This is a genomic window from Amycolatopsis sp. NPDC114484 (genome assembly GCF_055633755.1).
Genome location: NZ_JBVKDQ010000002.1, coordinates 625779 through 638851 on the forward strand (window position 1 = coordinate 625779; position 13073 = coordinate 638851).

At 68.5% G+C, this 13073-nt stretch carries 10 protein-coding genes; 9 read left to right on the plus strand and 1 reads right to left on the minus strand.

Annotated features, from left to right (window positions below):
• Positions 1 to 7: 7 nt before the first annotated feature.
• On the minus strand, positions 8 to 853 hold the full coding sequence (locus ACZ7SW_RS08925) for an IclR family transcriptional regulator (protein ID WP_116199134.1): 846 nt from the start codon (positions 851 to 853) through the stop codon (positions 8 to 10).
• A 145-nt stretch (positions 854 to 998) separates the two neighbouring features.
• Between ACZ7SW_RS08925 and xsc the strand changes: the two genes are divergently transcribed.
• The 9 genes from xsc (at position 999) to ACZ7SW_RS08970 (ending at position 12909) form a co-directional block, all read left to right on the plus strand.
• On the plus strand, positions 999 to 2807 hold the full coding sequence (gene xsc / locus ACZ7SW_RS08930) for a sulfoacetaldehyde acetyltransferase (protein WP_470229817.1): 1809 nt from the start codon (positions 999 to 1001) through the stop codon (positions 2805 to 2807).
• A 169-nt stretch (positions 2808 to 2976) separates the two neighbouring features.
• Positions 2977 to 4341 carry an aspartate aminotransferase family protein gene (locus ACZ7SW_RS08935; protein WP_470229818.1) on the plus strand — a complete coding sequence of 455 codons (1365 nt, stop codon included), beginning with the start codon at positions 2977 to 2979 and terminating at the stop codon, positions 4339 to 4341.
• Between the two features lie 296 nt (positions 4342 to 4637).
• Entirely contained in the window at positions 4638 to 6002 is a 1365-nt protein-coding gene (locus ACZ7SW_RS08940) for an amino acid permease (protein WP_470229935.1), read from the plus strand.
• A gap of 382 nt (positions 6003 to 6384) precedes the next feature.
• Entirely contained in the window at positions 6385 to 7131 is a 747-nt protein-coding gene (locus ACZ7SW_RS08945) for a sulfite exporter TauE/SafE family protein (RefSeq protein WP_470229819.1), read from the plus strand.
• 67 nt (positions 7132 to 7198) lie between these two features.
• The gene (locus tag ACZ7SW_RS08950; protein WP_470229820.1) at positions 7199 to 7918 is read left to right on the plus strand and encodes a sulfite exporter TauE/SafE family protein; all 720 of its coding nucleotides are present in this window, start codon (positions 7199 to 7201) and stop codon (positions 7916 to 7918) included.
• A 659-nt stretch (positions 7919 to 8577) separates the two neighbouring features.
• Entirely contained in the window at positions 8578 to 9729 is a 1152-nt protein-coding gene (locus ACZ7SW_RS08955) for a lanthionine synthetase LanC family protein (protein ID WP_470229821.1), read from the plus strand.
• Between the two features lie 758 nt (positions 9730 to 10487).
• Positions 10488 to 11090 (plus strand): TetR/AcrR family transcriptional regulator, encoded by a 603-nt coding sequence (locus tag ACZ7SW_RS08960; RefSeq protein ID WP_470229822.1) that lies wholly within the window; start codon positions 10488 to 10490, stop codon positions 11088 to 11090.
• Between the two features lie 76 nt (positions 11091 to 11166).
• The gene (locus ACZ7SW_RS08965) at positions 11167 to 12429 is read left to right on the plus strand and encodes an MFS transporter (protein WP_470229823.1); all 1263 of its coding nucleotides are present in this window, start codon (positions 11167 to 11169) and stop codon (positions 12427 to 12429) included.
• Positions 12430 to 12447: 18 nt separating this feature from the next.
• Positions 12448 to 12909 carry a nuclear transport factor 2 family protein gene (locus ACZ7SW_RS08970; RefSeq protein WP_470229824.1) on the plus strand — a complete coding sequence of 154 codons (462 nt, stop codon included), beginning with the start codon at positions 12448 to 12450 and terminating at the stop codon, positions 12907 to 12909.
• Positions 12910 to 13073 lie beyond the last annotated feature (164 nt).

Genomic DNA, 13073 nt, shown 5'->3' on the forward strand with positions numbered 1-13073 from the left:
ACCTCCATCAGGACGGGATGCTGTCGGCGTCGTCGGCCGACCCCTCGGCCTCGACCTCCTTGATCGCTTCGGCGGCCCGCTGCAACGCGGGGAGCGCCTGCAAAGCCTTGTCGGCCGTCAGCCGCATGACCGGGGCCTGCACCGCCACCGCCAGGTTGGACCGGCCGGTGCGGCTGGGCACCAGCACGGCCACGCACACGAGCCCGGGCAGGAATTCCTCGTCGTCCAGGGCGAATCCGTCGCGCCGGATGCGGGCGAACTCCTCCTCCAGGGCGTCGAGATCGGTGACCGTCTTGGCCGTGTACTGCTTGAGCGGAGCGTGCGCCAGGAGCTTGCGCCGCTGCGCCGGGCTCATCTGGGAGAGGATGATCTTGCCGCTGGCCGAGCAGTGGATCGGCACGCGCGAACCGGGCCGCAGGTAGAACCGCAGCGGTTCGGGCGTTTCTACGCGGTCGAGGTAGACGATCTCGCTGCCGGACAGCGCGGTGATGTTGCAGCTCTCCCCCAGCTCGTCGACCAGGTGGTTGAGCACCGCGCGCCGCGCGCCGTGATGCGTGGCGTTGAGCAGCAGGTTCTCCGCGAGGCGGCGCAGCCGGTCGCCGGTGCCGTAATGCCGCCCGTCGGCCTGGCGCACGAGCAGCCCCGCGCCCTCCAGCTGCTGCAGCATCCGGTGCAGGGTCGGCTTCGGCAGGCCGGTCTCCTCGACCAGGCCCTGCAGCGTCACCAGCTGGTCCTTCGCCGCGATCAGCTCGAGCAGCGAGAACAGCCGCATGGTCGGGGTGTCCCCGTCGAGGCCCGCGCCGTCCGGCTCGCGCACGAGTTCCACGGCGCTGGTCTTCCGCAACTCACTCACGTTCCGAAAACTAGCACATCCTGTCTCGTTTTCCATCAACTGCCGGTTGACCTCCCGCACGCGGCGTCCTATCGTCCATCAAGTTCAGCTTTCACGAACCTCACGTACCGAAAACCAAGACTTTCAGCGTCGAAGGAGTTCAACCATGGCGGAGAGGAAGACGGGCGACGGCCGCACCGTCGTCAGCGGGCCGGCGAAGATGACCCCGTCGGAGGCCTTCGTCGAGACGATGGTGGCCAACGGCGTCACCGACATCTTCGGCATCATGGGCTCGGCGTTCATGGACGCGATGGACATCTTCGCGCCGGCCGGCATCCGGCTCGTCCCGGTCGTGCACGAACAGGGCGCCGCGCACATGGCGGACGGCTACGCCCGGGTCAGCGGACGGCACGGCGTGGTCATCGGGCAGAACGGCCCGGGCATCAGCAACTGCGTGACCGCGATCGCCGCGGCGTTCTGGGCGCACAGCCCGGTCGTGATGATCACGCCGGAGGCGGGCACGATGGGCACCGGCCTCGGCGGCTTCCAGGAAGCCAACCAGCTGCCGATGTTCCAGGAGTTCACCAAGTACCAGGCGCACGTCAACAACCCGAAGCGGATGGCCGAGTACACCGCGCGGGCCTTCGACCGGGCGCTCGCGGAGATCGGCCCGACCCAGCTGAACATCCCGCGCGACTACTTCTACGGCGAGATCGAGACCGAGATCCCCGAGCCGCAGCGGCTCGACCGCGGCCCCGGCGGCGACAAGAGCCTCGCCCAGGCCGCCGAACTGCTGGCCACCGCCGAATTCCCGGTGATCATCTCCGGCGGCGGGGTCGTCATGTCCGACGGCGTCGAGGAGGCCAAGGCGCTCGCCGAGCGGCTCGGCGCGCCGGTCGTCAACAGCTACCAGCACAACGACAGCTTCCCGGCCAGCCACCCGCAGTGGTGCGGCCCGCTCGGCTACCAGGGCTCCAAGGCCGCGATGAAGCTGATCTCGCAGGCGGACGTGGTGATCGCGCTCGGCACGCGGCTCGGGCCGTTCGGCACCCTGCCCCAGCACGGCATGGACTACTGGCCCAAGAACGCGAAGATCATCCAGATCGACGCGGATCACAAGATGCTCGGCCTGGTCAAGAAGATCACCGTCGGCATCTGCGGCGACGCGAAGGCCGCCGCCGCGGCGCTGACCGAGCGCCTCGCCGACCGCACGCTCGCCAGCGACGCCACCCGCGACGAACGCGCCGGGCGCATCAAGGCCGAGAAGGACGCGTGGGAGGAGGAACTCACCGCGTGGACCCACGAGAAGGACCCCTACTCCCTCGACATGATCGCCGAGCAGGAGGGCGAGGAGGGCAACTGGCTGCACCCGCGCCAGGTCTTGCGCGAACTGGAGAAGGCCATGCCGCCGCGCGTGATGGTCTCCACCGACATCGGCAACATCAACTCGGTGGCGCACAGCTACCTGCGCTTCGAGGAGCCCAGGTCGTTCTTCGCGCCGATGTCCTTCGGCAACTGCGGTTACGCGCTGCCGACCATCATCGGCGCCAAGGCCGCCGCGATGGACCGTCCGGCGATCGCGTACGCCGGTGACGGCGCGTGGGGCATGAGCATGGGCGAGGTCATGACCGCGGTGCGGCACGACATCCCGGTCACCGCAGTGGTGTTCCACAACCGCCAGTGGGGCGCGGAAAAGAAGAACCAGGTCGACTTCTACGACCGCCGTTTCGTCGCCGGCGAACTGGAAAGCGAGAGCTTCGCCGGGATCGCGCAGGCGATGGGCGCGGACGGCATCGTCGTGGACAAGCTCGAGGACGTCGGCCCGGCGCTGAAGAAGGCCGTGGACGCGCAGATGAACGAGGGCCGCACCACGGTCGTCGAGATCATGTGCACCCGCGAGCTGGGCGACCCGTTCCGCCGCGACGCGCTGTCGAAGCCGGTGCGGTTCCTGGAGAAGTACCAGGACTACGTGTAATCGCTTCCTCGCGAGCCGAGAACCGGCCGGGCCCCGCGCCCGGCCGGTTCTTTCGCGTCCGGCTCCCGATCTGGCACCGGTGATCGGCCGCTTTCTGGCTCTGGGCGGGGGCCAGAAAGATTGCGATCGTCGACACATTCCCGTTCTCGCACACTCAGGAGGTCGCCAGGTGAACGTCACGGAGCTGCGGGCCACTGCCCGCCGACACCTCGGGCCGCACTTCACGCGCAAGGACACCTGGCAGAGCGAATTCCCGGTGTTCGTCCGCGGCGAGGGCAGCTATCTGATCGACACCGAGGGCCGCCGTCACCTCGACGGTCTCGCCGGGCTGTTCTGCGTCAACATGGGCCACGGCCGCGCGGACATCGCCAAGGCCGCGGCCGAGCAGGTCGGCACCCTCGCCTACGCCAGCAACTGGGGCTCGGCGCACCCGCCGTCGATCGAAGCCGCCCGGATCATCGCCGACCTCGCCCCCGGCGACCTCGGCACCACGTTCTTCGTGAACTCCGGTTCGGAGGCGGTGGAGACCGCGCTGAAGTTCGTCCGGCAGTACCACCGCAGCCAGGGCGCCCCGGAGCGGACGAAGATCATCAGCCGCGAAATGGCCTACCACGGAACGACCATGGGCGCGTTGTCGGTCACCGGCCTGCCCAAGATCAAGGAGCCGTTCGGCCCGCTGCTGCCGGGCATCCGGCACGTGCCGAACACCCTCGGCTTCACCGGCGACTGCGGCCCTGCCGACCAGCTGGACTGCGTCCGCGCCATCGAGGCGGTCATCCTCGAGGAAGGCCCGGAGACGGTCGCCGCGGTCTTCGCCGAGCCGGTCCAGAACGGCCGGGGCGCGCTGGTCCCGCCGGAGGGCTACTGGCCGGCGCTGCGGGCGCTGTGCGACAAGTACGGCATCCTGCTGGTGTCCGACGAGGTCATCTGCTCGTTCGGCCGCCTCGGCCACTTCTTCGGCCACGGCCTGACCGGCGTAGTCCCGGACCTGATCACCTTCGCCAAGGGCTCCACCTCGGGCTACGCCCCGCTCGGCGGCGTGATCGTGCGCGAGCAGCTGGTCACCGAGCTGTACGACTCCCCGAAGGGCGGCGTCTTCACCCACGGCGCGACCTGGGGCGGCCACCCGGTCTCGACGGCCATCGCGGTCGCCAACATCAGCGCGATGCGCGACGAGAAGGTGCCCGAGCACGTTCTGGAAGAGGGCCCGAAGCTGCGCGCGGCTTTGGAGTCGCTGAAGGACGCGCACCGGTGCGTCAAGGACGTCCGGGGCACCGGTTTCTTCTACGCGATCGAGCTGACGGCCGACCGCGACGGCGGCCGCGAGCTGACCGACCAGGAGTCGCTGACGGTCCTGCGGGAGGTCCTGCCGGAGTCGTTCCGCCGCACCGGAGTCATCCTCCGCGGCGACGACCGGGGCGCGACGATGCTGATGATCTCGCCGCCGCTGGTGGCCGACACGGACGTGCTGGACGAGCTGCTGCACGGCGTCGACGGCATGCTCACCGACGTGGAGAAGGCGATCCAGCCCTGACGGATGGGTTCGACGGGCGCTGGGTACCCCTTTGTTCCGAGGGGGCCCGGCGCCCGTCCTGCTGTCCGGGATCAGGCCGTTCTGGTACCGGAGCATGGCTAGCATCTGGCTCTCGCGGCGGGGCCTGTTCCTTCTTACGGTGACGGGAACCACACAGCAGCTCTCAGCGACATCGCGGCGGCGGCCGGCGCGGGGACATCGAGGTCCCCCCGGCGCCGCCGGAAGGAGGAGACGTGGGTTCTGCACCGGAAACCGCCGCCCAGAGCGGTCTCAAACCGGGCCTCAAGCAACGCCACATGAATCTGATCGCACTGGGCGGCGTGATCGGCGCCGGCCTGTTCGTCGGAAGCGGCGTGGTCATCCAGTCGGCCGGGCCCGCGGCGGTGGTCTCGTTCTTCATCGCCGGCCTGATCACCGTGCTCATCATGCGGATGCTGGCCGAAATGACCGTCGCGCGGCCCGCGCTCGGCTCGTTCTACGTCTACGCCAGGGAGGCGATGGGCAACCGGGCGGGCTTCACCGTCGGCTGGATGTACTGGTACTTCTTCGTGATCGTCGTGGCCGTGGAAGCGGTGGCGGGCGGCCGGATCCTGCAGCTGTGGCTGCCGAACGTGCCCCTGTGGGTGCTCAGCCTCGGCCTGCTCCTGCTGCTGACCGCCACGAACCTGGTCTCCGCGCGGTCCTACGGCGAGTTCGAGTACTGGTTCTCGTCCATCAAGGTCATCGCGATCCTGGTCTTCCTGGTGGTCGGCGCCCTGTACCTGTTCGGGATCTGGCCGGGTTCCCACGGAGGCGTCAGCAACCTCGTCTCCCACGGCGGCTTCGCCCCCATGGGCTTCGGCGCGGTGCTGGCGGCGGTCGTCCCCTGCGTCGGCTTCTACACCGGCGCGGAGATCGTCACCATCGCCGCCGCCGAATCCGCCGAACCTCGCCGTGCGATCGCCAAGGCCATGCGCTCCATCGTGTTCCGCGTGGTGCTCTTCTACGTCGGCTCGGTCTTCGTGGTGGTCACGGTCAAGGCCTGGAACGCCCCCGACACCGCCGTCAGCCCGTACGCCGCGGTGTTGGACGTCCTGGGCATCCCCGCCGTGGCAACGATCATGAACGCCATCGTGCTGACCGCGGTGCTGTCCTGCCTCAACTCCGCGCTGTACACGTCCTCGCGGATGCTGTTCGCCCTGACCCGCAACGGCGACGCCCCGAAGATGTTCACGAAGCTGTCCCGCAGCGGCGTCCCCCGCCGAGCCATCATCGCCGGGACGGTCATCGGCTACGTGTCGGTCATCGCCGCCTACACCTCGCCGAACCTGATCTTCCAGTTCCTGGTGAACTCCTACGGAGCGGTCGCCCTCTTCGTGTACCTCGCCATCGCACTGGCCCAGGTCCGGCTGCGGAAGCGGCTGCAGAACACCGATCCCGGCGCGCTGAGCCTGAAGATGTGGCTGTTCCCGTGGCTCAGCTACGCGACGATCGCCTTGATGGCGGCGGTCATCCTGGCCATGGCGTTCCTCCCGTCGACCCGCTCGCAGTTCTGGCTGAGCGCGGTGACCTTGGCGCTGATCCTGATCGCGTACCAGGTCCGGAAACGCCGTCCCGCCGGACCCGCGGCGACCGCCGAGACGGACTCCTCCCGCGGCGAGGCCGGGGTCGCTTCGCCCTGACCCCCGTTTGTCGGTCCAGCCCGGGCGGCTGGCCTGCCGGTTCTCGGCAGTCCCGCCCGGCTGGCCCGCGCCGGGTTCCTCTCACCGCGCCCGACGAGCCGGTCCTCGGCTGGTCGCACTTCCGCCCAGCCGCCCCACACCTGATCCCCCGACCACGCAACCCCCGACGAGCCGGTCCTCGACAGGCGGCACTTCCACCCAGCTGCACTCCGACGAGCCGGTCGTCGCCTGTCCAGACCAGCCCGGCCCGGCTGGCACCTCGCGATGCCACGATTCTGGACCTACCGCCACGACCAGACGTGCCGCAAGGTAAACCGATCCGCCCGCGTCGTGGAGGTCTGATGCCGCACCCGTCCAGGGCCCTCGTTCCCCCGGCCCGTTGATGACCTTCTGGCAGCTGCCCCCGGCGGCCATGGCCTTCGCCGTCGCCGCCCTGCTGGCCGGAGGCCTGATCCGCGGCTACTCCGGTTTCGGCGCTTCCTTGGTCTGGGTGAGCTGCCTCTGCCTGGTGCTCCCACCGCCCGCCGTGGTCCCGAGCACACTCCTGCTGGAAGTGGCCTCCAGCGTGACCCTGCTGCCGAAAGCCTGGCCGGACGCCCACCGCCCGTCCATACGCTGGCTCCTGACTGGCGCGCTCCTTGGCCTGCCGACCGGCATCTGGTTCCTAGCCGCACTGCCCGAACGCGCGACGAGACTGACCGTCGGACTGGTAGTCGGACTTTCGGCGCTGGCCCTGGCCTTCAGCCACCGAACCCGGCGCATGCCCGGCCGCATCGCCTGCGCCGGCATGGGAACCGCCTTCGGAGTCCTGAACGGCGCCTGCGGAATGGGCGGCCCGCCAGTAGTCCTGATGTACCTGGCGTCCCCGCTGCCGATGGCGGTCAACCGCGCGAGCCTGGTCGTCTTCTTCCTGGCCGCCGACCTGATGACAGTCGGCACCGCCGGCGCGGGCGGCCTGCTCACCACCGACGTCCTCCGGCAAACCGCGCTCTTCCTCCCCATCGCCCTGACCGGGATCGCCGCCGGAACCTGGCTGTACCGCCACGGCCGCGGCGATGTCCGCCGGATCGTGCTCGGCATCCTCGCCGTACTGTCCCTGGCGTTGGTAGGCCAGGCGGTGGTCGCGTGACCCTCTCCGACACCCTCCAGGCGACATCTATCGACCCAGCCCTCTCCGACACCCTCCAGGCGGCCACATGATCCTCGGCGCACTGGCCGTCGCCTTCGCGGGCTTCATCGGCGGCCTGACCGGATTCGGCGCCTCACTGGTCGGCACTCCCCTGCTGCTGCTCATCGGATTCCCGCTGCCGCAAGTGGTCGTGATCAACCTGATCGCCACCATGATCACCAGGCTCGCAGTGCTCCACCGCGAACGACACCACATCGCCTGGCGCCGCGTAGCCGTTCTAGGCGCCGCGAGCCTCCCCGGTGCCGCCGCCGGCGCACTCACCCTGCACCTGCTAGAGCCGCACGCCCTCCGCATCCTGGCAGGCACCGTGGTCGTACTGTCCGGCCTGCGCCTGCTGCTCCGCCCGACCCGAGAAGCCCACCCAGCGACCACAATCAAGCAAACCATCGCCGGCCTATTAGGCGGTTACCTCTCGACCACGACTTCCCTCAACGGCGCTCCACCAGCCGTCCTGCTCGCCTCCGCGAAGGTCCCACCAAGAACCTTCGTCGGCGACCTCGCGGGCTATTTCGTGGTGACCAACTGCCTGTCCCTGCTCCTCCTGATCACCGCGGGCCAGTTCGACACCACCGACCTGAGCACCCGGCTCCCGATCCTGGTCGCAGCCGCCCTGGCCGGAAACATCCTCGGCGGCCGCCTCATCGGCCGCGTCCCGCGCGCGGTGTTCGACCGGGCGATCGTGGGCCTGATCGTGACGTCCGGCGTGGTGACGATGATCAGCGCCTGACCCAGGCTGTGTGGCCCTCCGCCTCGGACCGCTTAACGCTTCCAACCGGAAACGCTACTCGCCTCACTGGCGGATCCCGAGCAGCAGGTGGCCAGCGCGAGCCCGGCCCGGTTTCAGGAGCTGTACGCGGAGACCGGCCTGAAACTCCCCTATAACGCAATAGCGGATGGTCTCTGCGACCATCCGCCCGCCCCGCAGGACTAATGCGTATCCGAGTCGCAAGCTGACCATACTGAGCACTTCGAACCGCGTGACGCCAAAAACCTTCAATTTCGGCAGGGCCGGTCCTTGGCTTGCCAGCGATGCACCACGCAGCGCGGCGACAATTTCGGCAGTTGTGTTCGTATCTTTGTCGAGTGCCCCGCACGTGCTCGATCAACCAGTCCAGCCCAAACCCGGTGAGGCGCGGCTTCTCGCGACCTAGCCCTGACGAGGGTCTTTCGGAACATTCCGCCCGCCCGCAGCCGGTAAGCACTCCTCGAGGCAGCGGGAGGATCGCCGTCGACGTCGGCGACACGAGACTGTCCGTCCGGTGGCGGAAGCTCCAGTGCGTGTCACCCGCCGCCCCGACAACAATTTCCGCGACCCAAGGGCGCTCTCCCGCCTGCGATCACCAGCAGACACTCGGGCCGTCAGTGGATCGAGGCTACTGTGCAACGATGCGACGTGCGCACATTGAGCCACTCGGCGCCTCGCGTGGCGCGGTAGCCGAAGGCCTTGCCGCAGGCGCGCTGGACTGGCTGCTGAGCACCGCGCGGACCACCGATTCGGGCCTGGCCTGGGGAACCACCGCGACCGATGACGAACTGGACCCGTTCCTCTGCAGCGGAGCGGCAGGAATCGTGCTCGCATTGCTGGAAGCCCAGCGCCACTTCGGCGACGACCGCTACGGCGACGCCGCCCAGCGAGGCTCGCGCGCCCTCGCGGCCGCGGTCGATCGCGAAAAGGCCTGCTCCCTCTACTTCGGCTTGACCGGCATGGCATTCGCCCTCCACGCCGTCGGCACTCTGCTGAACGACACCTCCGCGACGACCGCCGCGAGGAGCGCACTGCACCGGGTGCGTTCCCGCTTCGACGGGCAGCGGTGGGGCGACATGTTCGAACTGCTGGCGGGCAACGCCGGCATCGGCCTGGGCGCACTGCCCTGCGGTGATCACGACTTGGCCGTCCTCGCCGTCGAACCCTATCTCCGCTCCGCCGATCCGACTCCCGGCGGCGTGAACTGGGCAGTCCGGCCCAGCCCGGCGCGATCGCACCACCTGGCCCACGGAACTCTCGGCATCGTCGTCGCATTGGCCACGATCGGGAGCGCCACCGGCCGCCGCGATCTGATCGACCTGGCACTGGCCGGCGCCGCTGACGTGGTGGCACGCAACGAGGCGGGACCGAGCGGTTTCCTCGTTCCGCACCCCCAGCACCTGCCGGACCTGATCGAGCGCTACAGCCCGGACCTGATCGAGCGCTACAGCTACGGCTGGTGCAACGGCCCCGCCGGCGACGCCCAGGCCTTTCGGCTGCTCGGCGCGATCACCGGCGACCCGGCATGGGCCGCTCTCGCCGATCGGTGCTGGCACACCGTCACCCAGTCCGGCCTTCCGCGCCGGATCCGCCCGGGATTCTGGGACAACAACGGTTCGTGCTGCGGCACCGCCGGGGTGCTCGCGCTCGCGTGCGATCGGCACGCCGAACGACGGGAGCAGTCCGGCTTCGGTTCCGAACTGGTCGACGACCTCGCCGCTCGCTTCGGGATCCACTACAAGCATTCCCGCACTCCGAGCAAAAAAGGCATCCAACCAATCCCCCCTCCCTAGATCTCGTCGCTTTTTTTGGCGGCATCCTTCATCAGGCTTACGCATTACTCCTTGCGTTGATTTCGCAGGAATGAAAGAGAAGATGACGTTTCCGGTCATCGCCGAGCTCTATGCAGGCTCGTCGCGTTGCCGCTATCGGACCGGGGACCGAGCGAAGGTCCGCTCTACCTGGCCAAGGCCATCACCGGTGGGCCAGCCCGGCGCATCCGACCTGAGCCCCCGCTCGCCCGCGAGCACCGACGATGCCGGATGCTCTCGGCCTTCAGCCAACGGTGCCGCTGGTCCGACGCAACGATGCACTCGCGTGGACGCCGCAGGCCCTGGACCGTTGACCCCGCACCCGCCTTTCGGCATGAGTGACCCGCAGACCTGCCCGTCCCCCGCCAAGGCCGCTGTTGCCCGACCACACAGACGCGGCAGGCACGTCGAGTCCCACGCCCATGTCGCACATCTGCAGCGGATCAGTGCGAAGCACCCCCACCACACGCACAGCCGGCGGAACTCGTTGACGAGCCGTGCATGAAGGACGCCGACCTCGCCACGACACGGGCCTCCGGCCGCGGCCCGTTCAACCTCCAGCCCAAGCAAGGTTCAGCCGCCACGATGCTCGTCGTCCACGCTGCGGAGAACCCGCCTCTCGACGACGCGGCGACCTCCGTCGCTCCCAGCATCAGCGACCACGCGCCAGCAAAAAAACCTCCCGCCAGCGCGCGACAGACTTCTGTACTTGTAAATCCAAAACATGCTATGGTCACCGCATGGCCAGGCCGCGCACGTTCGACGAGACCGCAGTACTCGACGCCGCGGCACGCCAGTTCCGAATGCACGGCTTTGCCGAGACCTCGACCGAGCAACTCTGCGAGGCGGCAGGCCTGCGGCGCAGCAGTCTCTACAACGCCTTTACCTCGAAGGACGAACTCTTCGTCCGCACCCTGGAGCACTACGTCGAAGCGACAGGGCAGCGCCAAGCGGCAATCCTCACCGACGAGGCATTGTCAGGTGCGGCACGGCTTCACGCGTTGATCGACGTCGTCATCGACGAGGAAGTGCAGGCATCGGAGCACGGGCACGCGGCCGGATGCATGGTCGTGCAGAGCTTCATGAGTCCGGACCTGCGTACACGCGACAAGCGCGTCGCCCGCATTCTCAACCACGACCTGCACAAGAGGACCTCTCTGCTAGCCGGAGCCATCCGCGCGGGACAGACCGACGGCTCAATCGCCGACGACCTGGACCCGAACGACGGGGCAATGCTCGTCAGCACTGTGATCTCGGGTCTGCGCGTCACCGCACAGACCGGCGCGGACCCCGAAACGCTGAGGAGGGTAGCCCTTTCCGGGCTGCACGCCCTCCTTCACTGATCGCGCCACCCGTTCGCTCGCAGCGGGCGGTTCTCCTGCGCTAATTTTGGATATTAAAGTACAGAAAGGCAGTCTGGTGCCCACCACCACTACCGTCACCGAGAAGACGGTCCCGTTCGCGGTGTACGTCCTGGCCGCTGGTGTCTTCGCCATGGTGACCAGCGAGTTCGCCGTCGCGGGCCTCATGCCGCAACTCGCGGAAGGACTCGGCACCGGGATCGAGCAGATCGGCTATCTAGTGACCGTCTTCGCCGCGGCGATGGCCGTCGGAGGACCGATCCTCACTATCGCCCTGCTGAAGGTCCCTCCGAGGGCGGCGCTGATGATCGTCTTCGCACTGTCCCTGGCCGGCAATGTCATCGCCGCGCTGGCCTCTGGCTATCCGATGATGGTGGTCGCCCGGATCGTCAGCGGGGCCGCCTCGCAGGCATTCTTCGGCATCGCCGTGTCGATGAGCGTGCGGCTGGTCGGCGAGCAGGCGCGCGGCCGGGCGGTCGCAGTCGTGATGAACGGACTGATGCTCGGCACCCTGCTCGCCCTGCCGCTGGCGACCTTCGTCGGAGGTCGGTTCGGCTGGCAGTCCGCGTTCTGGACGATCTCGCTCATCACTCTGGCCGCCACCGCCCTGACCCACGCGGTCCTGCGCAAACCCGCGGCATCCGCCAGCGCCGACGCCCTGACCCAGGCTGCGCCGAGCTCGGAGGTCGCAGTACTGCGCAGGCCGCAGTTCCTCCTCGCGCTCGTCTCCAGCACCCTCATCATCGGCGCGACGTTCTCGGCTTTCAGCTTCTTCACCCCGACCCTCACCCAGATCACCGGATTCTCCGAAGACGTCGTTCCGCTGCTCCTGCTCGCCTACGGGGCCGCGACTCTGGTCGGGAACGTTGTCGTGGGACGGCTGGCCGACAAGCACACCATCTCCACGCTGCTCGTCGGAACCGGCCTGAACGCGCTCTTCCTAGCCGGGTTCGCGATCTTCGCCGGCATCCCGGCGCCGGCGCTCGCCTTCATGCTGGGCATCGGCCTCGTCGGGGTCACCATGAACCCGGCGATGGCCGTGCGCGTCCAACGAGCCGGCAGCACAGCGCCACTGGTCAACACCGTCCACGGATCCTTCATCACCCTCGGAGTCATGATCGGCTCAGCGTCCGGATCGGCGCTCATCCCCGAGCATGGCCTCCGCGCGCCGATCATCCTCGGCACTGCCCTGGCCGGGCTGGCGATCCTCGCGATCCTGCCCGCCCTCGCCAGCCCGTACCTGCGCCGCGGCGCACGCGATCACCAGCCCACGCCTTCGGAGCATCCGCGACTCGTCCGCACCGAATCCATCGACCGCTGAATACGCTCAGGAGCTCCCATGGCTACGTCTGCCTCGCACGCCCCGACCGAAAAGGAAAACCTGGCTGCCCAGCGAGCGGCCATCGTCCGCACCTACTTCCAGATGGTCGACGACTGCGACCCAGCCCTGCTCGACCTCTACACCGAGGACGTGGAGCTGTTCTTCCCGAAGTTCGGTTACGGACACGGCAAGGACGACCTGAGCGAGTTCGCCCGCAGGCTCTGGACCGGCCTGGGCAGCATCCAGCACGACGTCGACGGCTTGGACATCATGGTCGCGGACGACCGCGTCATCGTCGAAGGCCGCGAATGGGGCACGCTCGCCGACGGCACGCCCTGGCCTGACGGCCAAGTCTCCACCGGCCGATTCTGCAACGTCTTCACCTTTCGCGGTGTTCTGATCTGCTCAGTGCACATCTACGCCGACCCGGACATCGCAAGCGATCACGCAGACAAGGTCCGGCAGCTGCACCGAGCCTGACGAGTCAGTTGCCCACCCGTCGCTTCCGGATATCGGCGCCGCGCCTTCGTCCTCGGCGTTCGAGGCGCAGAACCCTGCGATCATGGTGTCGTGGGGTTCTGCGCACTGCTTCCGCCCTGGACCCAACCAGCCGCGCTATGCGTACCGGGCCAGAGGCTGCCCGA